General features: G+C 70.7%; 21 protein-coding genes and 1 pseudogene. 9 read left to right on the top strand and 13 right to left on the bottom strand.

The window, feature by feature from the left end; genetic code table 11:
- Positions 1 to 121 precede the first annotated feature (121 nt).
- Positions 122 to 655, bottom strand: coding sequence for a hypothetical protein (locus ACH4U8_RS09330; protein ID WP_395776490.1), 534 nt, complete (start codon positions 653 to 655; stop codon positions 122 to 124).
- A 368-nt stretch (positions 656 to 1,023) separates the two neighbouring features.
- Positions 1,024 to 1,290, bottom strand: a complete 267-nt coding sequence (locus ACH4U8_RS09325) for a DoxX family protein (RefSeq protein ID WP_395776488.1) — start codon at positions 1,288 to 1,290, stop codon at positions 1,024 to 1,026.
- Between the two features lie 390 nt (positions 1,291 to 1,680).
- On the opposite strand from ACH4U8_RS09325, the gene ACH4U8_RS09320 reads away from it, so the two are divergent.
- The 4 genes and pseudogenes from ACH4U8_RS09320 to ACH4U8_RS09305 all read left to right on the top strand — a co-directional run.
- The gene (locus tag ACH4U8_RS09320) at positions 1,681 to 3,504 is read left to right on the top strand and encodes an ATP-binding cassette domain-containing protein (RefSeq protein WP_395776486.1); all 1,824 of its coding nucleotides are present in this window, start codon (positions 1,681 to 1,683) and stop codon (positions 3,502 to 3,504) included.
- Between the two features lie 110 nt (positions 3,505 to 3,614).
- On the top strand, positions 3,615 to 3,818 hold the full coding sequence (locus ACH4U8_RS09315) for a hypothetical protein (protein ID WP_360314115.1): 204 nt from the start codon (positions 3,615 to 3,617) through the stop codon (positions 3,816 to 3,818).
- Positions 3,819 to 3,820: 2 nt separating this feature from the next.
- A complete protein-coding gene (locus ACH4U8_RS09310; protein WP_395776484.1) occupies positions 3,821 to 5,209 on the top strand; it encodes a hypothetical protein in 1,389 nt (462 codons plus the stop codon).
- A gap of 392 nt (positions 5,210 to 5,601) precedes the next feature.
- Positions 5,602 to 5,760 (top strand): annotated as a pseudogene (locus ACH4U8_RS09305) (ATP/GTP-binding protein); the annotation flags it as partial.
- A 457-nt stretch (positions 5,761 to 6,217) separates the two neighbouring features.
- Here ACH4U8_RS09305 and ACH4U8_RS09300 read toward each other — a convergent pair.
- Together ACH4U8_RS09300 and ACH4U8_RS09295 are read right to left on the bottom strand one after the other, a co-directional pair.
- Positions 6,218 to 6,409, bottom strand: coding sequence for a hypothetical protein (locus tag ACH4U8_RS09300; RefSeq protein ID WP_395776482.1), 192 nt, complete (start codon positions 6,407 to 6,409; stop codon positions 6,218 to 6,220).
- A gap of 269 nt (positions 6,410 to 6,678) precedes the next feature.
- Positions 6,679 to 7,266: a DUF6210 family protein gene (locus ACH4U8_RS09295; protein WP_395776480.1), complete on the bottom strand. Its 588-nt coding sequence runs from the start codon at positions 7,264 to 7,266 to the stop codon at positions 6,679 to 6,681.
- A gap of 437 nt (positions 7,267 to 7,703) precedes the next feature.
- Between ACH4U8_RS09295 and ACH4U8_RS09290 the strand changes: the two genes are divergently transcribed.
- Complete coding sequence (locus ACH4U8_RS09290) at positions 7,704 to 7,877, top strand: hypothetical protein (RefSeq protein WP_395776478.1); 174 nt, start codon at positions 7,704 to 7,706, stop codon at positions 7,875 to 7,877.
- 227 nt (positions 7,878 to 8,104) lie between these two features.
- On the opposite strand, the gene ACH4U8_RS09285 is transcribed toward ACH4U8_RS09290, so the two are convergent.
- From ACH4U8_RS09285 to ACH4U8_RS09270, 4 genes are read right to left on the bottom strand one after another with little or no spacing between them, the layout of a single operon-like run.
- Positions 8,105 to 9,094, bottom strand: a complete 990-nt coding sequence (locus ACH4U8_RS09285; protein ID WP_395776476.1) for an XdhC family protein — start codon at positions 9,092 to 9,094, stop codon at positions 8,105 to 8,107.
- Between the two features lie 7 nt (positions 9,095 to 9,101).
- Positions 9,102 to 11,180, bottom strand: coding sequence for a xanthine dehydrogenase family protein molybdopterin-binding subunit (locus tag ACH4U8_RS09280; protein ID WP_395776474.1), 2,079 nt, complete (start codon positions 11,178 to 11,180; stop codon positions 9,102 to 9,104).
- Positions 11,177 to 12,166: an FAD binding domain-containing protein gene (locus ACH4U8_RS09275; RefSeq protein ID WP_395776472.1), complete on the bottom strand. Its 990-nt coding sequence runs from the start codon at positions 12,164 to 12,166 to the stop codon at positions 11,177 to 11,179. Before ACH4U8_RS09275 ends, ACH4U8_RS09280 begins: the two co-directional genes overlap by 4 nt.
- Positions 12,163 to 12,681, bottom strand: coding sequence for a (2Fe-2S)-binding protein (locus ACH4U8_RS09270; RefSeq protein ID WP_395776470.1), 519 nt, complete (start codon positions 12,679 to 12,681; stop codon positions 12,163 to 12,165). Before ACH4U8_RS09270 ends, ACH4U8_RS09275 begins: the two co-directional genes overlap by 4 nt.
- Before the next feature lie 228 nt (positions 12,682 to 12,909).
- Here ACH4U8_RS09270 and ACH4U8_RS09265 point away from each other — a divergent pair, with 228 nt between their 5' ends.
- A complete protein-coding gene (locus ACH4U8_RS09265; protein WP_395776996.1) occupies positions 12,910 to 13,806 on the top strand; it encodes an AraC family transcriptional regulator N-terminal domain-containing protein in 897 nt (298 codons plus the stop codon).
- Positions 13,807 to 14,052: 246 nt separating this feature from the next.
- Complete coding sequence (locus ACH4U8_RS09260) at positions 14,053 to 14,853, top strand: TetR/AcrR family transcriptional regulator (RefSeq protein WP_395776468.1); 801 nt, start codon at positions 14,053 to 14,055, stop codon at positions 14,851 to 14,853.
- Positions 14,854 to 15,280: 427 nt separating this feature from the next.
- On the opposite strand, the gene ACH4U8_RS09255 is transcribed toward ACH4U8_RS09260, so the two are convergent.
- From ACH4U8_RS09255 to ACH4U8_RS09235, 5 genes are all read right to left on the bottom strand, one after another.
- Entirely contained in the window at positions 15,281 to 16,303 is a 1,023-nt protein-coding gene (locus tag ACH4U8_RS09255) for an ornithine cyclodeaminase family protein (protein ID WP_395776466.1), read from the bottom strand.
- Between the two features lie 96 nt (positions 16,304 to 16,399).
- Complete coding sequence (locus tag ACH4U8_RS09250) at positions 16,400 to 17,632, bottom strand: PucR family transcriptional regulator (protein WP_395776464.1); 1,233 nt, start codon at positions 17,630 to 17,632, stop codon at positions 16,400 to 16,402.
- 584 nt (positions 17,633 to 18,216) lie between these two features.
- Positions 18,217 to 19,473, bottom strand: coding sequence for a hypothetical protein (locus ACH4U8_RS09245; RefSeq protein WP_395776462.1), 1,257 nt, complete (start codon positions 19,471 to 19,473; stop codon positions 18,217 to 18,219).
- Positions 19,473 to 20,702, bottom strand: coding sequence for an amidohydrolase family protein (locus ACH4U8_RS09240; protein WP_360314127.1), 1,230 nt, complete (start codon positions 20,700 to 20,702; stop codon positions 19,473 to 19,475). The genes ACH4U8_RS09245 and ACH4U8_RS09240 overlap by 1 nt, the downstream gene beginning before the upstream one ends.
- Positions 20,695 to 22,689, bottom strand: a complete 1,995-nt coding sequence (locus ACH4U8_RS09235) for a prolyl oligopeptidase family serine peptidase (protein WP_395776460.1) — start codon at positions 22,687 to 22,689, stop codon at positions 20,695 to 20,697. Before ACH4U8_RS09235 ends, ACH4U8_RS09240 begins: the two co-directional genes overlap by 8 nt.
- Before the next feature lie 269 nt (positions 22,690 to 22,958).
- Here ACH4U8_RS09235 and ACH4U8_RS09230 point away from each other — a divergent pair, with 269 nt between their 5' ends.
- Both ACH4U8_RS09230 and ACH4U8_RS09225 read left to right on the top strand, forming a co-directional pair.
- Positions 22,959 to 23,627 (top strand): TetR/AcrR family transcriptional regulator, encoded by a 669-nt coding sequence (locus tag ACH4U8_RS09230; protein ID WP_379990208.1) that lies wholly within the window; start codon positions 22,959 to 22,961, stop codon positions 23,625 to 23,627.
- Between the two features lie 59 nt (positions 23,628 to 23,686).
- Positions 23,687 to 25,990, top strand: coding sequence for a DPP IV N-terminal domain-containing protein (locus ACH4U8_RS09225; RefSeq protein ID WP_395776458.1), 2,304 nt, complete (start codon positions 23,687 to 23,689; stop codon positions 25,988 to 25,990).
- Positions 25,991 to 26,053 lie beyond the last annotated feature (63 nt).

Here is a 26,053-nt window from a genome sequence, read left to right as displayed (position 1 = left end):
GCGACCGGAAGTTCGCCGGTCTTGAACCGTGCCGCCGTACCCCTCACGCCGCGCCCCTGCCGCTCCGGAATTCGCGACTTCGGAGAGTGACAGCGGTCGGGCGCAGCAAGCCCTCCTGGTATCAGGTGGCCACCGCGTCGACGCGTTCATCGCCCACGTCAACACCACCGCCCACCACACCGGCCTCGAACCCATCCCGGTGTCCCCGGTGAGGCCGCACATGTTCCGCCGCACCATGAGCATGCTCGCCGCGCGCGAACCCGACGCCGAAATCGCCCTGGGCCTGCAACTCGAACACGCCGCCCACCGCGCCCTGGCCAACCGCCTCCACGGCTACGCCCAGGCGGATCCGGCGTGGGCCCCCGAGTTCGACAACGACCTCACCGACGCCGCAGCCGGCCGCCTGACCGAGCTCCTCACCGCCCGTGTCACGGGCGGTGCCGTCGCGGCCGGTCCCGGAGCCGACCGCCTCCACGAGGGCCTGGATCGGGTGAACGCCCTCCTCGACACCCCACCCGCCCCATCCGGCGGGGCCCTGCGAGGCCACGTCGCCGACGCGCACACCGTCGTCCGCCTGTTGCGTGACGCGTTCCCGAACCGGCACTGGGGCACCCTCAACCACTGCCTGTTCGACCCCGAACAGGCCGAATGCCACCGGCCCCTACCCAAGAGCGACCGCGGCGCCGGTCCGGTCATCGGCGCCTGCCATCCCGCCCGCAGAGCGTGGACGGGGCTTCGCCGTCGTGCATCACGCGATCCACGGATCACCGGATTCCCGCGACGACACCAGACCCCTGCGGTCGGAGGAATCCTGACGTCTGATCGACCGAGGGGAGCAGGCCGCGTGACGACCACATGGTTTGCCTTCGGTGCCGCAGGCGGGGAGCCGCCGAGGATTGCCTGCAGAACCCCGGATTCCTGTCCCGACGGCCGGTCCGCAGGCGTGCGGACCGGCCGACAGGTCAGGGGGATCGGGGGCAGTGACTCAGCCGCGCATGCCCGTTGCCGCGTTCAGCAGGGTGGTCAAGGGGTCGTGGCACCGACCATGACCACCACGAAACCCGCCGCGGCGAGCGGAGTGAGCACCGGCGCGGTGTTCGTCAGCCACGGCACGACGACGCCGACCGCGCCGAGCAACTCGCAGGCCGCGACGAACCGGAGCAACGGCAGCGGGAACACGGCCGCCCCCGTCTGCCCCATCTCGAGGAGCTTCTCCCTCGACCGGGACACCTTCAGCGCCCCCGAATACGCGAAGACCACCGCCGCGCCGGCGACGGACGGCGAAATCACCCGAACGCACCAACGGTTCCCGCGAAATCCCCCCGACGCACCAATCCCCGACGGAGCATCAGTTCCGTGTATCGGGCTCCGACGCGGGCACCCGCGCCCACGCCAACGGCGTGCGCCCCCAGGCTCCATCGTCACCGACCGTTGGGACTCCCCGGAATGCGGCGCGGAGCCGATCAGGATGGCCGTCGACGACGAGTGACACCCACACCGTGCCTCGCCGGGGCCGGCGCCGGTTCTCCGTGTGCCCGGAATCGCAGCCCGGGCATCGGGAGGACTGCGATCGGAATCGGAGCGGCTCGTCCGATCGGGTGATCCGAGGTCGAAAGGGGCGAGCGTTCGTCGAGAATGGTGCCCGGGCATCGGCGGCGAAGCCTGGGGAAGGGGTCGGTGGTGGCTGAACGGCGTGTGGGTGTCCTGTTCTCCTCGGCGGCGTTCGCCGTCCGTCTTGCCTGGCTGGCCGATCGGCGGGCGCTGATCCATGTGGTCCTGGTGCAGGTTCTCCTGGCGGGCGCGATGGCCGGGGGGCTGGTTGTGGTGCAGGCGGTGCTCGGGTCGGTGCTGGCGCACGGTCCCGCGGCGGCCGGACGGTCGCCCGTGCTGGTGCCCGCCGTCGTCGTGCTGCTGGTGGCGGGTGCCGCGGTGGGTGCCCTGCGGTTGTCCGGGGCGGCGCGGATGGCGGTGCTGACGGTGAAAGTGGACCGCCTGGTGGCGGGGATGGTGCTGGAGGCCGCGGCGGCGGCCGAGCTGCCGCGATTCGAGGAGCCGGACTTCCACGACCGGCTACAGCGGGCGGTGTTCGCCTCGCGCCGCCGGCCCGCGATGGCCGTCGTCCTCCTCGTCACCGCCTTCCAGGCGGCCTTGACCGTGGTGGCGGTGGGCGGAGCCTTCGTGGTCATGGCGTGGTGGCTGCTCCCGCTCGTGCTGCTCGGCGCCCTTCCCGCGATCAGGGCGGCCGGCAACGAGCACAGCGCCCACCACGACCTGCACCACGGACTGTCGGAGAATCGGCGGCTGCGGGAGTACCTCGAACGTCTGCTCACCGGCCGGAACGAAGCCAGGGAGATCCGGGCCCTGGACCTCGCGGGAGTCCTGACCGGGCGCTGGCAGGACCAGTACGAGCGCGAGATCCGGGACACCGAGGCCCTGCTGAAGGCTCACGCCCGGCGCCGGATGGCCGCCCAGGCCACCGGAGCGACGTTGACCTGCCTGGCGGTCGGCGGTTTGTGGTGGATGGCCGTGCGTCACCTGCTGCCCGTGCCCGTGGCCGGTGCGGCCGTGGCGGGAGTGTGGCTGCTCTCGGTACGGCTCAACGCGTTCGCGGGCATGCTCACCGGTATCGGCGAGAACCTGCTCCGCCTCACCGATCTGAGCAGCTTCACCACCCCCACCTCCGACTTCTCGACCGCGGCGACGGCGCCGACATCACGGCGGAAACCTTCCACGAGGACGGAACTGGGGCTGTTGCGCGCCGAGCGCCTGAGCTACACCTACCCCGGCGCGGGTGTCCCAGCGGTGCGGGAGGTGAGTCTGGAGCTGCGGCCGGGGCAGGTCGTGGCCCTGGTGGGGGTGAACGGTTCGGGCAAGACGACGCTCGCCAATCTCCTGGCCGGGCTCCACCCGCCGGACGGCGGCCGGCTGCTGCACGACGGGGAACCGGTCACGGACCTCGCGGCTCATCGCGAGCAGACCGCGGTGGTCTTCCAGGACTTCACCCGCTACAGGCTCCCGGCCCTGGACAACATCGCCTTCGGCCGCCCCCACGCCGCCGCCGACCCCCGGCGAGCACGGGAAGCGGCCCGGCAGGCCGGGGCACTGGACTTCCTCGAAGGACTCCCGGACAGCCTGCACACCCCGCTGGGCAAGGAGTTCACCGGAGGCGCGGACCTGTCCGGCGGGCAGTGGCAACGCCTGGCCCTGGCCCGAGCCTTCTATCGCGACGCCCCCCTCGTCATCCTCGACGAACCCACCGCCGCCCTCGACGTCCAGGCCGAGGAGCAGCTCTTCACCCGCCTGCGCCGGCTGTTCGCCGGCCGCACGGTGGTCCTGATCTCGCATCGGCTGCGCAGCGTCCGCCATGCCGACCGCATCTACGTCCTGCAGGCCGGCCGCGTGATCGAGGAGGGCAGTCACGAGACGTTGCTGCGGGCGGGCGACCACTACGCGACCCTCTTCCGCACCCAGGCCGACGCCTACCGGGACACCGTCACCCCGTGACCCGCCGGCCACGGCCGCCATCACCCGATCGGGGATTCCCAGGTCGCGTCACCGGATTCGACACGAATGGGTGATGGACTCCTGCGCCGCCGACCCCGCATGGTGTTCGCATGATTACTTATCCGCAGGAGACGCGCCCGCTCACCCCCGACCCGGAGACGGTCGCGGAGATCGAGGAGATCTTCACCGACGCCTTCATCGCCCCCACCGCCTGCCGAATCCAAGGAGAAGGCTGCACCGGGTCCACCGGCTGTTGCCCCGGACTCGTGTGCGTGTCCACCAACGGCTTCAGCGGCTTCTGCCAGCAGCCGTAGCGATGCTGTCGCCCGGGGTGGTCGTGGCCGAGTTGGACGGCGGCGGGGTCCTGCTGGACACCGGCAGGCCCGCCGCGGCCTACCTCGGCCCGACCGCCCTCGGCTGGCTCCGCGGCCGCCCTCCCGCCGCCGAGCACCACGTCCAGCACGCACGCTGTCTCACCCAATGGCGCGCCGCCGGCCTCATCGCACCGGGCGGCGAGCCCGCCGCACCCGCGGTGCACGGCGACCTGGAGGCGGAGGCCGCCGACTGCGCCGCGTGGGTGCCGCATCCCGTGCTCGTGGTGGCGATGGCCGTCGACTGCGGCTTCTGCACCCAACTGACCGCCGATCTGGCGGCGAACGCCCACAGCCTCACGCGTTCGCACGCTTCCGTGCTTGTGGTCGAGGCCGACGGCACCCGGTCGCTCGGCCGGCGCCCGGTCGAACCCGTACCCCGGCGCCTGACCCGCCTCGGTCGACTCGCAGCGCACCGGGGCACGCCCACCGCCGTGCTCCTGGCCCCGGATCAACCGGCCCGGGTCTCGACCGGATTCGACGAGGTCAGCCACGCCCTGGTCGCGCTCAGCGGCGCGGATCCGCAGGTCACGGTCGTCGAGGCACCCACCAGCTGTTCGGTGGACGTCGCCGCCCGGCCCGTCGACGCGGTCCTCACCGCCCGGGTCGACGGCACACGTGTGGGCATCGCGGTACGCGGCCACGAGCCCCGCCGGATCACCGAAACCGCCACCGGCGGCATCGTCGACGACGGCTACACGCCCGTCACCCTCACCGTCGAACGCCCCGACACCTTCTACCTCCTCTTCCGCGGCGGCGAACTCCTCACCCGAGCCCGCACCCCCGTCGCCCTACGGCAGACCCTCGCCGCCGTCCTCGCCGGCTACGCCGACCACGCCCGTGCGCTGCCGGGCAGGATCCCGCTGCTGTGCGGGGCCGCCGTGCACGCCGACGGGCACGCGATCCTCTTCCCCCGTACCTGGATGTCCGACCTCGTCAAACGCACCCGACGACTGGAACAGGCCGGCTGGCAGGTGCGACCCGAGCCCTACACCACGCTGCGGACCGCCCCCGGCACCGGCATCCCCCACCTGACCACGCCGACCCGACCCGACCAAGGAGGCCCGGCGGTCACCGCGGTCCTGACCGGGGCACCCCAGGCCGGCGGCCCGCCGACACGGGCCTGGCTGCTGGCATCCATCGTCAACTGGATCGCCCGCCCCGCCACCACCGACGCCGTCCACGCCCTGGCGGCATCCCTGCGGCCCCTGCCCGTACTCACCGGCACCTGGCAAGAAGCCCTCACCCACCTGACACACCGAGACCACGCCCGCGAAGACCACCCACGCGCCGGGCACGTCCCCCCGGGCGGCTCGGGCAGGCGGGAACGGTAGCCGCAAACGGGCATGCCCGGCGTGCGAAATCGCGGCAGCGTCGCGTCCGAGCCGTGCCGCGCGAACACGTCGAACGGTCGGGGCCGACGGCGTGGCGCACGATTCGGGCTCGGTGTCGTGCCCGCCGACTCCCGGCAGAGGCCGGGTACTCGGCCGGCGGGGCGGGTCCGGGCGCGGGCCGTGTCGGGGATGCGGTGGGCGTGGTCGGTCTCGTTCGGTGAACCGCCCGCGGCCTCGGGCCGGGCGCCGGCAAGGTGCGCGGGTTGTGAGTGCCGGAAACCCCATCCGCGCCGGTCGGGCGGCATGTCGGTATTCATGGATGGTGCCGCCGAGCCGGTCCCGTCTGCGGATGCGCAACCGCTCGAGTTCGTCGGGGTCGGTGATCGGCTTCGCACCGCGCGGGCACACTCCCCCGTCTCGCGTCCCACCTCCATCAGCGCGCCGTCGGACGGATCGGCAGCCTCACCCGTCTGATCCGCCAAGCCGCGATCATCGCCATCCTCGACGGCACCGAACGCATCACCAAAACCAGCCTCGACCGGATCCGCCTCAGCCAACAGCCGCACCGAGGGCGTCCCGTCGGGGCGGACGGCGCGGGCCGGGCGGACCAGTTCCGCACACAGCCCTCGCGGGTCGGCCGCCTCGTCCAGGGCGTCCACGACGAGTTGTGGGAGCCGTTCGAGCGAGTGGTACCCCAGGCGCCTTCACAGCGCAACACGGCCACCGATCCACGAGGAAAGGCCCAACTCATGAGCTGGAGTGTCAAGCGGCGAGTGCGTGGGCTCGGTGGGACCAGGCTGTCGCCTCGTCGTACGGTGTGCCGGTTTTCAGGCAGCCGCGCAGGATGCCGACGAGCGGGTTGGCGAGTTGGCACAGGGCCGCATCGAATTCGATGCCACGAGCTCGTTGCGGGCCGTTCACGAGTGAGGTTGACGAGCGGGAACGAGTCGAACCGATGCTCGGTTTCCCGTGTGTTCGATGATCGCTTCCCACCGGCCGTGAGCCTGCTCAGAGTCCGCGAAGTGCGTTCCAGAGGTCGTCGTATGCGCTCCAGCACTCGACGGTGCCGTCGCTGTTGAGAGTGCCCATGTACCAGTCGTCATCGTCGACGGCCTTCACGACGCAGAGGCCGTGGAAGCCCAGGACGATCTCCGGCTGTAGGACCTCGTCCGGACCATGTGGCCGGCCCAAGTACGTCACGACCCGCTCCGTGTCCAATACGACGGCCTCTTGATCACCGGATACGTCGCGTATCCGCTGAAGGGTCCAGCCGTCGGGGAGCTCGGTTCGCGTCACATCACCGATTCTGTCGAACCGCACCGATCACGCATGCAACGGGGCGTTCAACGAGTGCGTCCGAGCAGGCCACCTGCCGTGCCTTTGCGGATGGTTTCCCGGCCGTCCGAAGATCGTTGTCCCAGCGGGTCGGCGGAGCCTCGGTCTGTGCATGGCGTCCTGCGTTCGCGCGGTCAGTCGGAGTTCGACCAGACGAGGATGCCGGTTCCGAGCTCGGTGGTCACGGGAATCCACGCCTCTGTCGCCTCGGACAGGCGGGATTCGTCGACGTGGATGGGAGTTCCCGGGTAGCCCATGACGGGGGCGGAGTCGTAGTCCGCAGGGAACCTGATCGTGGAGATCGCCGCGCGGAGCGAATCGAGGTGGGCCGGGGTCCATGCCCACATCCGTGGCCCTCCGGAGCCTGAGAACTCCCTCACGAACAGGTCGATCAGGGCTGCATACGCGTCGGGGGCTTCGATGGGGATCAAATGACCCTCGACCCGACTCTGCACGCATGAGGTGCCGCACGTCTGGATCTCGTAGACCATGCCGCTCGGGGCTTCGAGGACGACGAACAACCAGTCGTAGTCGAGGCGGTCGAGGTGATCGAGATCGACATGCATTCTGCGGCGGCGCTCCATCCCCGCATCTTGCACCGTGATCGCCGGTGGTTCCCTCTGGTTTCCCACCGGGTGGTCGGCATCGTCATCGATCCCGGGCGGGCTTCCGGATGATCTCTCGATCGTCGCCCCGGTCAGATCCTGGCGCAGCAGCGCCACCGTGCGGCGGGCGTCGGAACAGGCGCCACACCAGGTCGGCGGGGAGGTCCTTCCGGGCTGCCGGCGCGCTCGGTTCGGCGTCCGTGTCCATGGATCCCAGGCCAACAGGCGGGAGGAATCCGTCGGTCGTCGTCCGCGGTCCGCCGCACGGCCCCGATGGTCGTGGGGTGTCGCCCGCCGCCCGACGCGGGCGCGGACATCGAGCGCGGTGGGCTCCGGTGGGTTGATCCCGCCGGCCCCGTCCACGAGCGGCAGGCATCGCTTTCCGTCCGTCGTTCTTCGTCGGTGACCGCTTGCCCGGCGACCGCGCGTGCACCCGGGGCGGCGTTCCGATCCGGGACGCGGTCGGCCGGCCACGATTGGCCGCCGCGGCACACACGAGCGGGGGTTCCGCGGGCACGTCGAGCCGGGGATCGTCCGCCGCGTAAGGAGCGGGGGTGGGTGTCGGCAGGCGGTGGACCGCGATCGCGTCCTCCACCCGCCCCCGCCCGATCAGCATGCAGGCCAGGTCCACCCGGCCATATCCGGTGGCGGCCGCGTGGTCCCACAGGACGGCGATCGCCTCGGCGACGTTCAGCCTGGCGCCACACCCGTGGACCGAGCCGGTGTAGCGCCTGCGCGACGAGGCGAAGGCGACCGGCGTTCGCCTGGCCCTGCCGCGGCCGGGGGACCGCATGGACGTGGGCAAGACGCCCGAGGAGGCGGCTTGGTGGGTACTGTGAGGCAGGGCCCGGAACGTGGCGCAGACCCCGTCACCTCACCTCCGGCCCGCATCGACACCGCCGAAGGATGGCCGCCCCAGGGACTCGCCCCCGTCTACGCCGCGTTCCGGGCCCGGTCACCCGCGAACCCCTGCCACCGGGCCGACCACGCGGATCGGCAGTTCCCCCTCCCGCAGCCGCCGGCCACAGCGGCCGTTCTCCACCGCCACAAGCTCGGCGAGGATGGCCAGCGCGGTGTCGGCCAGGTCGCCCCCGCCCAGGTCGAGGCCCGCCGGGCCGGATATCCGATGCACTCCGGGGACTTCGGCCAGTCGCCGCAGGCGTTGCGTGTGGGTGGCCCGGCTGCCGAGGGCCGCGACGTATCCGGCGGGGCCGGACAGGGCCGCCCGCAGGGCCCGGTCGTCGATGCGCGGATCGTGGCTGAGGGCGACGACGGCGTCTCGGGGGCCGAGGGGATGACGGACGATCCATTCGTCCGCCCAGGTGCGGACGACCGTGGCGCCGCCGAAGGAATCTCCCGAGGCCACGTGGCCCGGCCGGGGGTCCAGGACGACGACGTCACGGCCCAGCGGTCCGGCCAGGGTGGCGATGATCGCGGCGAGGTCCGTGGCACCGATCAGGAGCAGCTTCGGACGGCCGGCCAGAATCTCCGTGAACGCCGGCCCGGACTGCGGGAGTTGATGTGGTTCCGCAGACACCGACCAGGGATACGGCGGTCTCAGGGCGACCCGGACGAACAGCCGCCGGTCCTCGGCCAGCGCCGTGGTGATCCGGGAATGGACCGGGTCGGCCGGGGCGGCGGCGATGAGGACTCGCAACTCCCCGGCACAGGAGGGTGTTTCCTCCCAGGGCAGCAGGTGCCCACCGGGTGACACCGGGATCACGGCGGGCGGCGCTCCGGCGAGCACGTCCCGGGCCGCGTCGAGGACGATGCCCTCGACGCAGCCACCGGAAAGCGAGCCGCGCCAGGTCCCGTCCCCCGCCACGGCCATCGTCGCGCCGAGCGGCCGGGCTCCGGGGCCGTCGCGGCCGATGAGCCGGGCCAGTGCGACGGGAAGACCCGTACGCCGGCAGTCGTCGACGAACGGCCAGACCTCGCGAAGCACGTCCGGTTCACTCCCCTGTCGGTGGTCGGTCTTCCAGGACGCGGTCCAGCCGGAGGGGCAGGCTCCGCTGTCTGGTCCCGGTGGCGTGCCAGACCGCGTTGGCGATGGCCGCCGCGGTGCCGACGGTGCCGATCTCCCCCACTCCCTTGATGTCGGAAGGGTCGTCGGGTTCGTGGTCGGGGACGAAGTCGGCTTCGACGTCGGGGATGTCGGCGTGCGCGGCGATGTGGTACGCGGCGAGGTCCGGGTTGACGTTGCGGCCGGTGACCCGGTCTCGGATGCCTTCCTCGTACAGGGCCATGGACAGTCCGGTGATCATGCCGCCGACGACCTGACTGCGGGCCAACAGCGGGTTGACCACTCGGCCCACGGCGAAGATGCCCAGGAGTCGCCGGATGCGGACCTCGCCGGTCGCCGGGTCGACGGAGACCTCGGCGAACACCGCGCTGTGGGCGTGGCGTTCGCGGTGGGGCAGGGCACCGAGTTCCTCGGTGGTGTCGGCGGTGACGGTCACCGGCGGCACCGCCCCGGTGAGCTTGGCGGCGGCCGTGGTGATCGCCCAGGACCAGGATGTCGTGCCCCGGGATCCGCCCGCGCTCCAGGCCGGGCCCAGGTCACTGTCGGCGAACTCCAGCCTGATCCGGCCGGTGTCGACCCCCAAGGCGTCGGCGGCGATCGCCGTCAGGGCGGTGCGCGCGCCGGTTCCGATGTCGCTCGCGCCGATGGACACGGTGAAGGTGCCGTCGGTTTCGGCGGTGATCGATGCGGAGGAGGGCAGTGCTCCCGTGCCGAAGGCGGTCGCGGCCAGTCCGGTGCCCACGAGCAGGTGCCCTTCCCGCCGCTGCCGGGGCCGGTGGTCACGTCCGGCCCAGCCGAACCGGCGGGCCCCCTCCTGGAGGCAGCCGACGAGATTTCGGTGGCTGAACGTCAACCCGGACACCGGGCCCACGGTGGGTTCGTTGCGCAGCCGGAGTTCGAGCGGGTCGATCCCCAGTCCCTCCGCCAGTTCGTCCATGGCCGATTCGAGCGCGAACGAGCCGGGTGTCAGTCCGGGGCCGCGTACGGAGAAGGGCGGCGCGATGTCGAGGGGGACCGTGGTGAGTCGGGTGCGGATCGCGGGCGCCGCGTAGAGCGTCCTGGTGGGTTCGACGCAGTTCTCCAGGTACTCGGCGAGCGGTGACTCCTCGAATACCGCCTCGTGGTGGATCGCCCGGAGACGTCCGTCCGGGTCGGCGCCGAGGCGGACCCGCTGCCGGATTCGCGGCCTGGGCGGGGTCGCCAGGAACACCTGGCGGCGGGTCAGAGTGACGCGTACCGGACGTCCGAGCACAGTGGTGGCCATCACCGCGAGAATCAGCTGTGGTCCGCACTGTCCTTTGGACCCGAAGCCGCCGCCGACGTGCTCGGCCCGGATGCGTACCGTCTTCGGGTCCAGGGAGAACAGCGTGGCCAGGGTGGTCGCGACGATGAACGGCCCCTGGTTGGAGTCGAAAGCCTGGAGGCGTCCGTCCTCCCACCACGCGGTCGCGGTGTGCGGTTCCATCGCGGCGCAGTGCTGTTCGACGGTGTGGTAGACCTCGTCGACGACCACGGCGGCCTCGGCCAGTTCCGCGTCGACGTCGCCGATGTCGACATCCTCGCCGAAGATGGTCAGCGCCGGGCGTTCCGCCGGGTGACCGGGGCGGAAGACGCAATCGTGCGCTTCCTCGTCGTAGGTCACCGTGAGCGCGGCCGCCGCCGCGCGGGCCTGCTCGGGCGTTTCGGCCACGACCAGCGCGACCGGTCGGCCGGCGTGCGGGACGGCGGCGTCCTGGAGGAGGAGCAGGCTGCCGTCCGGACCGAAGAATCCGCCGGCCGCCGGGTTGAGCCGGGGCGCGTTGCGGTGGTCGATGACGCCCAGCACTCCGGGCATGTCGTCGACCCGGGAGATGTCCCGGATGTGTCCCCGGGCCACCGTGGACGTGACGAGGCAACCGTGGGCCAGGTCTTCGAGGGGTTCGTCGGCGGCGTAGCGGGCGCGGCCCGTGACTTTGTCGGGTCCTTCGAGCCGGGTCCGCGGCACTCCGACGGCGGGTGGGGGTTTCACCGGGTCCTCCCCTGGGCCAGTCCGGCCAGCACGGCCTCGATGAGGTTGCGGGCCAGCGGCACCTTGTAGGCGTTGTCGCGCAGAGGGCGGGCGGCGGACAGTTCGGCCGCTGCGGCGGCCCGAAAGGCGTCGGCGGTGGCGGCTCCGCCCAACAGGGCGACCTCCGCTGTTCTCGCGCGCCACGGCCGGGATGCGACTCCGCCGAGGGCGATACGTACGCTGGTGACCGTGTCGTCCTCGACCTTCAGGACCGCTGCGATGGATACGGTGGCGAAGGCGTAGGAGGCTCGCTCGCGGACCTTGCGATAGCGCGATCCGGGAGCTGTCGCGGCACCGGGCAGAGCGATGGCCGTGATCAACGACCCCGGCGGCAGTGCGGTTGCCCGCTGTGGCGTGTCACCGACCGGCGGGTAGAACTCCGCCAGCGGAATCTCACCGGGTCCTTGGAGGGTCTCGTAGTGGACGACCGCGTCGAACGCGGTCAATGCGACGGCCATGTCGGAGGGATGTGTGGCCGCACAGTGTGCGGAGGCTCCGAGGATCGCGTGGTTGTGGTGCTCCCCGGCGATCGCGGGGCAGCCGCTGCCGGGTTCGCGTCTGTTGCACGGCTGCGAGACGTCACCGAAATAGGAACACCGGGTCTGCTGAAGCAGGTTGCCTCCGAGCGTGGCCATGTTGCGCAGTTGGCCCGACGCGCCGGCCAGCAAGGCTTGGCTGAGCGCCGGATAGCGGCGCCGCACCCGGAGGTCGGCCGCGGCGTCGCTGTTGCTGGTCGTCGCGCCGAGTATCAGGCCGCCGTCCGGTGTTTCCCGGACCCCATCGAGGGACAACTGACGTACGTCGACCAAGCGTGTCGGTGTCTCCACGCCGTCCTTCATCAGGTCGACGAGGTTCGTCCCCCCGCCCAGGTATCGGGTTCCGCCGCCGGCGGCCAGGGTGAGCGCCTCCCGGACCAGAGCCGGCCGGTGGTAGGTGAACTCCTTCATCGGGCCGCTCCGGATTCCAGGATCGCGCGCACGATCGACGGGTGTGCTCCGCAGCGGCACAGGTTGCCGCTCATGCGCTCCCGCACCTCGACCTCGTCCAGGGCCGGCACCGGCCCGGCGGGGGTGACCGCACTGGGCCAACCCGCCGCGTGCTCGGCCAGCATCCCGACCGCCGAGCACAGCTGGCCGGGGGTGCAGAAGCCGCACTGGAAACCGTCGCGCCGAATGAACTCGTCCTGGAGTGCGGTGAGTCGACCATCGCCGGCGAGTCCTTCGACGGTCGTGACCGCGGCGCCGTCGGCGGCCGTCGCCAGGGTGAGGCAGGAGACGACGCGCCGGCCGTCGAGCAGCACGGTGCAGGCGCCGCACTGCCCGTGGTCGCAACCCTTCTTCGGCCCGGTATGGCCGAGGCCCTCCCGCAGCACGTCGAGCAGTGTCCTGCGGTTGTCGACGGTCAGCCGTCGTGGCACATCGTTGACGCGTAGAAGAATTTCACTGTGGGTGTCGCCGGGCATCGGCAGTCCTCCCCGGAGGGTGCGCAGGGGCTCGTCGGATGACAACCATGCAAACAGCCCGGCCCACCGAACGGATTGACCAGAGCTTGCGGACCCTTGCCCATTCCTGCCGCTTCCCGCGACGGGGACCGGCGGGGCCCGACCCTTTGTGCGAAGCTCGCAAAGGCTTGCCCAAAGCCGCCTGTCCGAGAGGATCCCCCGATGGCCTTCTCCACCAACGAAAGCGCCTTGCTCCTCGACGAGTTGGCCGACCTGCTCGCCCGCCACGCCCGGGCCGATCTGAGCACCCCGATCGAGGGCGTGCGGATCTTCAAGGCCGATCGGCCCACGCCTGCCTTCTCCACGACCTACGGCAAGGTCATGGCGCTCGTCGCTCGGGGCACCAAACAGTTCGCCCTGGGAAACCGGGTGTACGAATACCGGGCCGGCCAATACCTGATCTCCTCGATCGACCTGCCGGTGACCAGCCGGTTCATCCAGGACGAGGACGGAACGCCGGGGCTCGGCGTAGGCATCGCCGTGCACCCGGCCGACGTCGCCGAAGTCCTGTTCCAGGCCCGCCCCGTCGATCTGCCGAAGATCCTCGACGGCACACCGCCGGGACTGGCCGTCAGCACCGCCCCGCTGCTGCTCCTCGACGCCGTCGTCCGGTTGTTGCGGTTGCTCGACCGGCCCCAGGACATCGGTGTACTCGCACCGATGACCAAACGAGAGATCCTGTGGCGGCTCATCACCGGCGAACAGGGCGCCATCGTCCGCCAGTTCGGCCTGCCCGACAGCAGCCTCAACCACATCGCACGGGCAGTGCAGTGGATTCGCGCCAACTACGCGGAGCCCTTCCGCGTCGAGGACGTGGCGCACCTGGCGGGTATGAGCGTGTCCGCGTTCCACCGCAGCTTTCAGACGGCCACGGCAATGAGTCCCATCCAGTTCCGGAAGCAGATCCGGCTCCAGCAGGCCCGGCTGCTCCTGGTCTCCGACGCGCACGACATCGCCGGAGTCAGCCGCCGGGTCGGCTACGACAGCGCCTCGCAGTTCAGCCGGGAATACCGGCGGCAGTTCGGCGCACCGCCCAGTCGGGACGCCACACGTCTGCGCGCCTTCGCGTCGACGTCCGCGCCTTGACTCCCGGCCGGGATCCGTTCCGGCCGCTCGGCGAGCACACGCCGGGGAAGGTGGCCCGCCTGAGCCTCCATGGCCCCAATGAGGCAGTGCGTCCTGGGGACCGATTGGGGACCACACGCCATGCACGAAACGGCACAATACAATGGAGTTCGAACGTCGTATCGTGCAGCAAGGTGCCCCTGACCTGCAGAAGCACCTCATCTCCTTGACTTGGAGTCGAGGCGCTCGGCTCGCTAGGGTCGGGGGATGGTCGAGGGCAAGCAGGCGCCGAAGCGCAAGAGCCGGGCGAAGCCCGAGGCGATCGAGGAGCAGCCGATCGGAACACCGCGCGAAGCGCCGCTCGCCGCATCGGCCGAAGCGACGGCCGAGGCCGGGCGCGGCCGGGTCGCGAAGGCGCGTCCCTCGAACCGGCGCGGCACCGGCACCGGACCGGGCACCGCGGCCCGGGGCGAACGCCGACGGCAGTTGCTCACGGCGGCGATCAAGCTCTTCTCCGAGCGCCCGTACGAGGACATCTTCATCGCCGACATCGCCGACGCGGCGGGCGTCGCACACGGCCTGCTCTTCTACTACTTCAAGGACAAGCGCGGCATCTACCTCGAAGCCCTCAAGCAGGTGATGAGCGACCTCCAGGAGTTCCAACGCCCGCGTCCGGACGAACTCACCACCCAAGAACGCCTGCGCGGCACCATCCGACGCCACTTCGACTACCTGGGCCGGCACCACCACACCTTCATCGGCCTACGCGGCCTGGACGATCCCGACGTCCGCCGAATCTCCGAGTCGGCGCACACCGCCGGCGTGGGCCTGATCCTGCAACTCTTCGACCTCGACCCCACCCCGCCCCCGATCGTGCGCGCCGCGCTGCGCGGCTGGGTCGGCTTCCTGGACGAGATCACCCTCGACTGGCTGGCCCACGACGACGTGTCCCTGGACGACATCGTCCGCATCACCATCGAGGTACTCACCGCCGCCCTGAGCAGCGTCGAGGACCACCACCCCGGCATCGCCGCGGTCCTCGCCGAGATGCGCTCCTCGCCGAACTGACACCGGCAACACCTCCCGGCAACGCGGCCGATGTGCACGGCAGCCGGCCACGCCTCAGGGCAACTCGATCTCCACGAGACCGACTTCGGCGCCTGCGTCGACGTCCTTCGCATCACGACCGTCACGAGCAGCCGGACAATCGACAAGGGGTGAGCCCTTCGCCCGGCCGTACAGCAATGGGCACGAGCGAACGATGACCACACACACCCCGGACCCCGCCGTTCACCGGACCCCTCCACCGAGGCCGGCGCCACCCGCGGTCCCAGTGGTACTCGCCGAAAGAGCAACGAAGTAGCCCCTGACCTGCCGGCATTCCCCGCTCCTGTTCAGATGCCGCTGCCGAGGGCGTTGCCGCGGTCCTTCGCCGGACCACGACCGAGGGCGTCCACTGTCGGATCGGGCGCGGTGGTGTGAAGGGGCGGCTCGTTCACAGGGGCAGCCGCGCGCCGACGCCGTACTCGAGCGCATGATGCATGATCGCGTGACCCACCGCGATATCGCAGACGGCCATGCCGATGTTGCTGTTGACGATGATCTCGTCGGCGTTCTCCCGACCGGGCTTCACACCGGCCAGCACCTCGCCGGTCTCGGCGACGACCTCGGGCAGGCCGTCGGGGAAGTACCCCATCGACGCGAACAGTTCGTGTTCCTCGATGCTGTCGACGATGTACTTGTCGGCGCGGTGGGCGGTGCGCGGATCCCAGAAGGTGTTCAGGTCGCACGGCAGGATCGTCTGACCGGCGGTCACCCACTCGTCCTTCACCACCGCGAGCGGCTGATGCAGGATGACCGTCGCCGAGCTCAGCACCTGCGCGCTCTTGACGATCGCTTCGGGCGATTCACCCTTGACGATCCGCAGGCCCAGTTCGGGCCGCAGCTTCGCGATCAGCGCGTCGGCGGCCGCCTCGTTGGTGTCGTAGACGTGGATGGTCTCCAGTTCGGGCATCGCCAGGGCCGCGTAACGGACATGCTCGATGCCCTGCACGCCGCAGCCGAACATCGCGAACGTGGTGGCGTCGGGGTGCAACGCAGCGGCGGCCAGAACCGTCACCGCCGGGGTGCGCATCGCGGTCAGCCACGCCGAGTCCATGACGGCCAGCGGCACACCGCTGTCCACGTCGTTGAGGACGAGCAACCCGGTGGTCTGCGGGAGGTCGAACGTGCGCGGGTTGTCCGGGTAGCACTCGATCCACTTCATGCCCACGATCCCCGGCCCCGGCAGGTAGGCGGGCATGGCGTGGTAGAAGACGTTGTCGTACGGGTGGACGCCGATCTTGGCCGGCATCTCGTAGCGACGACTGCCGTGCTCGACCAGGGCTTGGCGGGTCAGCTCCAGGATGGTGTCCCGCGTCAGGTGCACGCGTTCGACGTCCTGCCGGGACAGGTAGAGCAGCTCCGAGCCGATCTGCAACCGGCTTGCGACACGCTCTCGGTCGGTGGGGAGGGTCATCTGTGGGTTTCCTTCGGGCTCGATCCTCACCCGGCGGCCACCGGCCGGGGTCCGTACAGCCTCCAGCCACTGGGCCCCCACCGGCATCGGCACGGATCAGGAACCTCCCCGGCGTTGTTCCTCTCCCCGTAGCAAAGCCGGGATGCCGCTGTCGAGGAGGCGCTGCATCTTCAGTCCCAGGTGCAAGGTCAACCGATCACGGCCGTTCTTCAGGTTCCACCCGGTCTTGTTCTCGATCCGGGCCAGCCGGTAGTACAGCGTCGTCCGGTGGATCATCAGCCGCGCCGATGCCGTCGCGGTGTCCCCCGCGGCATCCAGGAACACCTCGGCGGTGTGGGCCAGCGAGTCGGCGCGTCCACCGGTACCGAGGTCGGCGATCCGGGGCGGCACGACCGGCTCGGGAGATGCCACGGCGGCGAGCATGAGCGGACCGTATACACCGGTGTCCCGCCAGGAGGAAACCGGTGCCAACTCCGGGAACTCGGCGGCGGCGAAAGCCGCCAGCACGGCTTGGCGCAGGAGATCCGGAGCTTGACCGAGCGAGCCGGTGTTGCTCACACCGACGAAGACGCCATCGCCTCCCGCGTCGCGCCGCCGCACACCTTTCCGGATCGCCTCGGCCAGCCGTGCCGCCGTGCGTTCCACCTGGGTCCGGCCGGTGACCAGGACCGCACCGCGATCGCCCGGCGCGGCCGTGAGCGGGCTGATGGCCGGCCCGTCGTGGCCGGCCCGACCGGTGGACTCCGTGATCACGGCCGCGACCGTCTCGGGGTCGGTGGTGGCGTCGGTGGCGATGACCACGATCTCGTCCCGGGCGTCGACGAGCCCTTGGTCGACCAGGTCCTTCGCGGCGCGAGCGGAGTCCTCGCCCCCGCGCAGGAGGTCGGCCACCAGGGTCCGGCGTCGCCTTTCCTCCTCGGCCACCTGGAGCATGCGCTCGCGTATCCGTGCGGAAAGCCGAACCACGCACGCGCCGACCACCTCGTCGAAGCGCTCCGCGCCTTCATCGATCAGCCACAGATAGCCGAGCAGCCGTCCGTGATCACGGATCGGATAGCACCGTCGGGACTCGAGGCCGAGGGTTGGACTGCCGGGTATCGACAGGGGCTTGTCGGAGGTGGAGATGCCGAAGCTGTCGAGGTATTCGGCGACGCGGGCCGGCAGGTGCCGGGACAGCACCACGTCGATACGGAGCCTGTCCTCGTCGCCGTAGTGACGGCTGGACACGATGAGGCTGCCGCGCTGGTCGTCGACGGCGACCGAATGCCGGATCCGCGCGGCGAGCGAGTCGACCAGTTGCTGGATCGCGTCTGTGTAGGGAGGGATCACCGCGGCACCGCCGGCACAACGCTGCGGAGCGATCGCGCCGACCGATCTCGGACCATCACGAAGTCAGCCTCCATTCGGATGAGTTCGACGGTTTCGGACGCCGCGGAATCCAGTGACGCCGAGGAATCGTGGGGCAGCCACCACCACCGGTGGTTGCTGCCGGCGGATGCAATGCGCGGTGCTTCGTGAAGCGGGCACCGGCGTGGGCCGGTTCGGACACGACGAGCCGCTGGTGTGTCGTGTCCGGCCGCGGGCGTCGATGACGGGAACTCGACGTCGCGCACTTCCCGTGGTGAGATCCGACCGGCCCTCGCCCCCGACGTGTTCGGCCTCGGCCCGCGCTCCGCTGTGCTCCGTCATCGACCGCGGGTGACGGCACGGTTCGGCGCGGCCCGGCGAATCGTGTCCGACACCCGTGAGAACGCGCCGCGGGCGAGCCGGCGTTCGGCGACGCCCGCGGCGACGGCGAGTCGTCGGCCGTCCTGCACCTTGACCGGACCGGCGCCCGGCCGGGGTTGCCCGGCCCGGCTCGCAGGGCTGCCGTGGACAGGGCTGCCGTGGACAGGGCTCGGTGGGCAATACAGCTAGGTCCCCGGATGTGTCGGGGGGGTCGTGTGCGTGAGGGCCCATGCCCGGACGGGGGCGAGGTCGATCGGTGTGACCTCCGGGAACTCGGCCATCTGCGGTTGCGGGAAGCGGTTGTCGATGCCGAGCAGTACCGCGTCGAAGTAGGCGCGGATGAAGGCGTTCACGAGGTCGATCGTGCGTTGCGGTTCGGCCTTTCCGCCGCCGGGCAGGACCGCCGCGCGGTCGTGGGCCGGGATCAGCACGAGATCCGTCAGTTCGAGGTGGGTCACATCGGTCATGAGCAATCGGTGCACGTCCTGTCTCGTGCCGGCGGTGCGAAGGGGCTCGAAGAAGAACTCGTTGGCGTCGATCGCGGTGACGGGCGGGAAGCCCATGGTCTCCAGTTGCACGCGCATGTCGGTCGCGAGGTGGAGCAACGGGACGCGGATGTCGGTGTCGAGCAGGTCGGACAGGAATTGCCCGCCGTCGAGGTTGACCACCGCCTTCACCCGGGGATCCTGTTGCGCCGTCGAGGTGGCCGCCGCAGCGCCGAAGGACATGCCGAACACACCCACTCGGGCGGTGTCGCCGGCGCCGGCGAGGTCGGCGGCGGCGCCGGCGACCGTACCCGTCTCGAGCGCGTCGATCACCGCGCGCATGTCGTCGACCCAACGCTGCGACCACGGGCCCACGGTGTGGTCGTCCAGGAACGCCGGCGTCACCTCGAAGCGCGTCGCGACGTCACCTGTGATCTTGTCCCGGTAGTGCGGGTCCGCGACCGTACCGAGGAACGTTTCGTTGAACACATCGTCGTATCTGACCGTGTCGCCGTTGGGATAGCGCACGCCGCACGCCTCTCCCGGGTGCGCGACACTCCACACGACGTATCCGTGGCTCGCGAGGTGTTCCATCAACGGCGTGTTCTGGGACACCCAGCCGACGGCGCCGTGCGAGTACACGAGTGTCGGGAAGCCGCGGCCGGCCGGCTTCGCGTCGGCGAAGCCGTGGGTCCTCACGTCGGTGAGCCGGTCCACCCATTCCTCGGGCGCGCCCGTCGCCTCGGTGAGCCACCGCAGTGACTGCGCCTCGTCGTCCACGAGGTAGGGGCGGCGGGTCCGGCCGTCGGTCTGTGCCGGGTACCAGACGCGAACCATGAGGCGGCGGCCGTTCGCGTCCTGGGGCCGCAGAGTGGGATGTGTCGTGTCCAGGACCTCGCCGTCCCGGACTCCGACGGGGTAGGGGCCCGTCGGCGCGGCGTAGGTGAGCGCGGCCATCAGCAGGCGTCCTTGACGACGCGGCCGCCCTGGATCACCAGTGCCGCCTTGTCGGGTTCGCCGAATACCTCGGGGTGGTCCAGGGGGTCGCTCGCCCATGCGGTGAGGTCGGCGAGCTTGCCGACCTCGATGGTCCCCACCTGGTCGGCGATGCCCAGGATCTCGGCGTTGACGCGGGTGGCTGCCTCCAGCGCGAGCATCGGGTTCTCGATGTCCGAGCGCAGGGTCAACTCGCGGCCGCGGCCGCGCTGGTCGGCGCCGATGAGGTCGGAGCCCAGGCCGATCCTGACGCCGGCGGCCCGGGCGGCCCGCAGTCCGTCGATCTGGCCCTGCAGGACGGGGCCGACCCGGTCCGCGATCCCCGCCGGTAGGCCGGCCCGTGTGGGGTCCTGGAGAAGTGCGTGCATCGTCGCCAGTGTGGGCACCAGAGCCACTCCCTTCGCCGCCATCAGGCCGGCGGTCTCCTCGTCGATCTCGGAACCGTGTTCCACGCAGGCGACACCGGCGTGGATCGCGTTGCGGATGCCGGCGTTGTTGTGCGCGTGCACGGTGACGTACGTGCCGCGAGCCTTCGCCTCGGTCACGGCGACCGCGATCTCCTCGGTGGTGAACTGGGTGTCGCCGAGCTTGTCGTGGGTCGACATGACACCGCCGGTCACGCACAGTTTGAGGAAGTCGGCGCCGCGGCGAAACGTCTCGCGGACGTTCCTGCGCATCTGCTCGGGCCCGTCGGACAGGAGCGATATCGATCGCAACCCGGGGATGTCGTGGTCGTACCAGTCCGCCGTCGGTTCCCACTCGGCGGCGAAGTGCCCGTGGCCGCCGGTCTGGCACTGGACCGGCCCGCACTGCAGAATCCGCGGCCCGCGTACCTTTCCGCCCGACACCACCCGGGCCAGCCCGGCGTCGATGCCTCCGGTGTCTCGTACGGTGGTGAAACCGGCGTCCAGGGTTCGGCCGCAGTTGTCGAACATGTCCGCCGCCAGTTCGGCGACCGACAACTCCCGGCGCAGGCTCGGGTCGATGTCACTGGACAGCCCGAGGTGGACGTGCGCGTCGATCAGCCCCGGCGTGATCGTCAGTCCCCGGGCGTCGAGCGTCCGCGCACCGGCGATCGGCCTGCCCAGCGCCGTGATGCGGTCGCCCTCGACGTGGATCGCCGGCCCGTGGACGGGATCCCTGCCGGTGCCGTCGACGATCCGCGCTCCCACGATCCAGTAGTCAGGCACTCGTTCGCTCCGTCTCCCGGTGCGTCGCGCGGGCGCCCTCGCCGGGCATGTAGCGCTCGAACCAGTCCAACATGCGGGTCATGAAGTCGATCTGCGCGGGGTAGGCCCGCACTCCGTGCCCCTCCTGCGGGTAGATCACCAGCACCGAGGGCACCCCGTGTGCCCGAAGCGCGTGGTGGAACTCCTGTGCCTGGGTCGGCGGGGTGCAGTTGTCCAGGGCGCCGGCGATGTTCAGACACGGCGTGCGCGCCTTCGCGGCGTGCAGCACCGGGCTGCGTGTGTGCGCGCGGGATCCGGGCTGCGTGGGGTCGGCGTCGAGGAACCGGTTGCCCCACGCGGCGATGTTGCTGGTGAAGCCCTGGCTGTACCAGTCGGTCACCGGGGAGATGGGCACGGCCGCCGCGAACCGCGGATCCTGGGTGACGAGCCACGACGACATGTAGCCTCCGTAACTCGCCCCGATCAGACCGACCCTGGACCCGTCGACGACGCCGCGTTCGACGAGCGCGTCGATCCCCGACAGGTAGTCCAGGGTGTCGGCGCCGCCCATGTCGCCCACGACCAGGCCCGCGAAGGCCTGTCCGCGACCGCTGCTGCCGCGGGGGTTGGGGTTGAGCACCGCGTATCCCCGCGACACCAGCAGCGGCACCCACGGGTATTTCATCGACCACATGTCGCGGAACTGCCAGATCGGGCCGCCGTGGATGTTCACGACCAAGGGGAAGGGCCCATCGCCTGCGGGCCTGCACAGGATGCCGTCGATCTCCAGGCCGTCGGGGGCGCTCCAGGTCACCGCTTCCGCGGTGCCGGCCACCGACCGCAGGTAGTCGGTGCCCTCGTGGGCGGTGGACGCGAGTACTCGGTCGCCGTCCCTTCCGGACAACACCAGTTGTTGTGGAAGCCGGTAGGACTCCTGGATCGTGCACACGCGGCCGTCGTCGGTGAACGCGCCGTCGGTGTGGAAGGTACTGCCACCGCAGGCGTTCGCGGTGACGAGGACCTCGGACACGCTGCCGTCGCCGACCCGGACGATGCCGGCGACGGAGTCCAACCGGCGCTGCCCGAGGTAGCCGAGTCGCTCGTCGTCGATCCACTCCAGCCGGGTCACGTCGGTGCCGAGAGTGTCGATCCGCCGAACCGCACCGGAGGCGCCGTCGATCAGGAGGAGGTCACCGGCAACCAGCCAGCGGTCGCTGCACACCGCCTCCGCCACCGCCACCCAGCGGCCGGTCGGCGAGCCGGTCGGCAGCCCGAGTTGAACCTTGCTGTCCAACACCTGGTGGACCGCGCCGTCCAGGTCGATCAGGCTCAGGACCGCGCCGTACCAGGAGTCCTCCCAGGGAGCCTCGGAGGTGACGGCCGCGACCCGACCGGGCCCGCACCACCCGGCTTCCCAGCAGTTCATGCCCTCGGGGGACAGACGTTCGAGTACGCCGGTGGCGGGCGTGTACAGCCACAGGCTGCGCCAGGCCTCGTCGGCGACGTCGGCGTCCACGCGCGGGAACCACGGCGGCGCGGCGTCGATCCCCCTGCGGTTGGTGCCCGATCCCTGTCCGCCGGAGAGTTCGGCGCCGAGACCGGCGACGCCCAGCAGGATGCGCCGACCGTCCGGCGACCAGTGGAGGTATTCCACCGTTCCCGGAACCGCAGGTGCCGCCTCCGCCTCGCCCAGTCGATCGTCCGCCCGCAGGTGCAACTGGTAGACGCCCTTGTCCGCGCGGTCCGACAGGAACGCCAGCGTGCGCCCGTCCGGGGAGAAGCGCCCCGACCGCGCCGAGCCGCCCGGCGCCGACACCTGCCGGAATCGGCCGTCCTCGGCGGTGAACAGGGCGGTTCGCGGTACTCCCGCGAGTTTGTGCAGGACGTCCGCGGTCACCACCGTGCGGGAGCCGTCGCGCGTCACGTGCGGCTCCCGAAGGCTCGACGGCCGGCCGAAACCGGGCCTGTGCAGCGCATGCAGGTGGTCCAGCACCCTCTCGTACCGCATGGAGGCGCTCCGCTCTTCCAACAATGACTTTTCCCTTCACGTGATGTCCACGCAGCCCGTCTCCCCGCCACCTCGTCGAGCAGGGGGCGGGTGGCCGCGACGACACGCGGCACGGGGCGTTGGTTGTCGCCCGCGGCCCGAACAGAGGTCGGACGATCGCCGTCTCGGCCTGTCGGCGTTTCGCGTTGACATTTGCTACCGTACATGTACGGTACTCGTACGGCTAGCGGCCTCAAGGGGTCGGCGGGGCAAACCTCAGGAGCGACACCATGGACGACAGCCCTTCGAAACCCACCGCTCCGCGCAAACGCGCCCCTCGCGGAAGCCTCGACCGGGCGCGGGTGGTCGCCGCCGCCACGGCGATCATGGACTCGGACGGCATCGAGGCGATCACGATGCGGCGCATCGCCGACGAACTCGACGTGCGCCCGATGTCGCTGTACACCCACTTCCGGAGCAAGGACGAAGTCCTCGCCGCGGTCTACGACAACGCGATCGCCGCAGTACAGGTGCCGGCGGTGGAGGAAGGCATCGAGGGCATCCGCACGCTGCTGCGGTCGTACTTCCGACTGATGGTCGAGCACGCCGAAGTCGCCCGCATCCATCTCGCCGTCAACGCCTCCGGCCCCAGCGACCTACGGATCAGCGAGACGCTCTACGCCGTCCTGCTGACCCACGGCATGGGCGTCCGCGACGCGGTGGGAATGGTCGCGACCCTGATCCGCTTCACGATCGGCGCCGCCACCTTGTATCCGACACGCAAGCCGGCGGACGAGGACCCGGAGGCGTGGTCGAAGACACAGCGCAGCATGCAAGCCCTCCCCGCCCGGGAGTATCCGACGCTGCACGCCTTGGGGCTGGGACTTCCCGCCTTCACCCAGGAGGAGCTCTTCGAGCACGGGCTCGATCTCATCCTTCGACAGATCCCGTCCCCGTAGGCGGATCCGGCGAAGTCTCCCTGGGCTTTCAGCACATCACTGCTTGAAAGGGATACATCGTGGACACGTTCACGACCGCCGACTACCGCCGCGCCGAGCAACTGCTGCCGCACAACGCGGCGCGCCTCGTTCCGGGCGCGAAGATCCGCCCGAACTGGGAGGACGGCACCGACAGGTTCTGGTACCGCGTCGACACCGCACAGGGCCGCCGATTCGTACTGGTCGACCCCGCCGTCGGCCGTCGCGAAGCGGCATTCGACCACGACCGCCTGGCCGCCGCCCTGTCGTCGGCCTCCGGCACGGCGGTGGATGGAACACACCTTCCGTTCACCTCGATCAGCCGCAGCGGCGACACCGTCGAATTCACCGCGTTCGACGCCCGATGGCGGTACGCACCCGACGACGACCGATGCACCCGGATCGACCCACCCGAGCAGACCGCCCCGCACGAGCGGCCCTCACCCGACGGCAAATGGGTCGCGTTCGTGCGCGACCACAACGTCTGGGTGCGCTCGACCGACCGCTCCCACGAGTTCGCCCTCACCGGCGACGGCGAGAAGGACTTCGACTACGGATCGAACATCGACGTGGCGGTGTCGCGGATCATGCTCCGCAACGCGGGCGTCACCCCGCCCCCGATGCTGGCCTGGTCACCCGACTCACGCCGACTCGTCACCCACCGGATCGACCAACGGCACCTGCGCGAACAGGTGTTGGTCGAGTCGACCCCCCGCGACGGCGGGCCGCCGGTGGCGCACTCCCTCCGCTACGCCATGCCGCAGGACGAACAGCACGCCCGCATGCAATTCGTCGTCCTGGACGTGACGCGCCGTACGGCGGTGTGGGAGGCGACCGGCCCGTCGCACATCGGCCACCTGTCCCCGTTCGCGCGCGGCTGGGTCCGGTGGTCCCACGACGGCGCGTCCCTGCATTTCCTGCGACAGCCCCGCTACGCCCGCTCGCTCGGGCTGTACCGCCTCGATCCCGACACGGGCGCCGTCGACCTCCTCGTGGACGAGCACGGCACCACCCGAGTGGAACCGGCACAACCGATCTTCGACCGACCGATGGTCCGAGTGCTGAGCACCGGTGAGGTCCTGTGGTACTCCCAACGTGACGGCTGGGGACACCTGTACCTCTACCCCGCACCCCCGCGGCCGCCGGGCCCCGCCTCGACCGACGAGCGAGAGTCGACCCGGGTCACGACGGGGGCTTGGGCGGTCCGCAGCATCCTCCACGTCGACGAGGAGGACCGCACCGTCCTGTTCCTCGCCTCCGGGCTGGTGCCCGGTGAGCCCTACGCCCGGCAACTGTGCGCCGTCGGACTCGACGGCACCGGATTCACCAATCACAGCGACGACGCGTTCGATCACGAGGTCGTCGTCGCCCCGTCCGGCACCCACCTCCTCGACACGGCCTCCGCCGTGGACACACCACCGCGGACCGTCGTGCGCGATGCCGCCGGCGCGACCGTGGTCGAACTCGAGCGACCCGACACCGCGTTGCTGGTCGCTGCGGGCTGGACGCCACCGGAGCGGTTCAGCGTCAAGGGCGCCGACGGGGTCACCGACATCCACGGCACGCTCTGGCACCCACACGGTTTCGATCCGTCGCGGCGGTATCCGCTGGTCGATTCGGCCTACCCGGGTCCTCAGATCATGCGTGCCACTGCGGGCTTCGCCAACCCCCACTTCGTGTCGCCGGAAACGCTCGCCGCCCTGGGATTCGCCGTCGTCACGGTGGACGGACGCGGCACCCCCGGTCGCAGCAAGGCCTTCCACGACGCCTCCTACGGCAACCTCGGCAACGCCGGCTTCCTCGAAGACCACGTCGCCGCGATCCACCAACTGGCCGACCGCCACCGCTGGATCGACCTCGACCGGGTGGGCATCGCCGGCGCGTCCGGCGGCGGCTTCGCCACCGTGCGGGCCATGCTCACCCACCCCGACCTGTACAAGGTCGGTGTCGCCCTGTGCGGCAATCACGACATCCGCCACTACCTGGCCCTGTGGGCGGACACCTACCTCGGCGAAGGCACCGAGGAGCAATGGGCCGACGTCGCCAATCCGCGCCTGGCCGCCAACCTGGCCGGGAAGCTGCTGCTCGTCCACGGCGAACTCGACGACAACGTCCTGCCGTACCAGACCCTCAACCTCGTCGACGCCCTGATCGACGCCGACAAGGACTTCGACCTGCTCGTCGTCCCCGGCGTCGAACACAACTTCATGGGCCGCGATCACTACGTCACGCGCCGGATGTGGGACCACCTCGTCCGACACCTGCTCGGGACGCAACCACCCTCGGGATACGCGCTGCAGCCCTTCCCCGCCGGCGCCGAACACCTCGCCGAACTACTCGGATAGGCCCACTCGCGAATCCCCCGACTGGGATCGGGAGTCGCCTCCTCCCGTACGGGCGCCGGGCCG

Origin of the sequence: Embleya sp. NPDC020886 (genome assembly GCF_044333915.1) — a bacterium.
Classification (GTDB): domain Bacteria; phylum Actinomycetota; class Actinomycetes; order Streptomycetales; family Streptomycetaceae; genus Embleya.
This window is presented reverse-complemented; position numbering and strand designations above follow the sequence as displayed.

Coding starts and splice junctions, on each gene's coding strand:
- ACH4U8_RS09260 (WP_395776468.1), top strand. CDS start 14,053: ATGGTCGAGGGCAAGCAGGCGCCGAAGCGCAAGAGCCGGGCGAAGCCC.
- ACH4U8_RS09230 (WP_379990208.1), top strand. CDS start 22,959: ATGGACGACAGCCCTTCGAAACCCACCGCTCCGCGCAAACGCGCCCCT.
- ACH4U8_RS09310 (WP_395776484.1), top strand. CDS start 3,821: ATGCTGTCGCCCGGGGTGGTCGTGGCCGAGTTGGACGGCGGCGGGGTC.
- ACH4U8_RS09235 (WP_395776460.1), bottom strand. CDS start 22,689: ATGCGGTACGAGAGGGTGCTGGACCACCTGCATGCGCTGCACAGGCCC.
- ACH4U8_RS09245 (WP_395776462.1), bottom strand. CDS start 19,473: ATGGCCGCGCTCACCTACGCCGCGCCGACGGGCCCCTACCCCGTCGGA.
- ACH4U8_RS09255 (WP_395776466.1), bottom strand. CDS start 16,303: ATGACCCTCCCCACCGACCGAGAGCGTGTCGCAAGCCGGTTGCAGATC.
- ACH4U8_RS09275 (WP_395776472.1), bottom strand. CDS start 12,166: ATGAAGGAGTTCACCTACCACCGGCCGGCTCTGGTCCGGGAGGCGCTC.
- ACH4U8_RS09270 (WP_395776470.1), bottom strand. CDS start 12,681: ATGCCCGGCGACACCCACAGTGAAATTCTTCTACGCGTCAACGATGTG.
- ACH4U8_RS09315 (WP_360314115.1), top strand. CDS start 3,615: ATGATTACTTATCCGCAGGAGACGCGCCCGCTCACCCCCGACCCGGAG.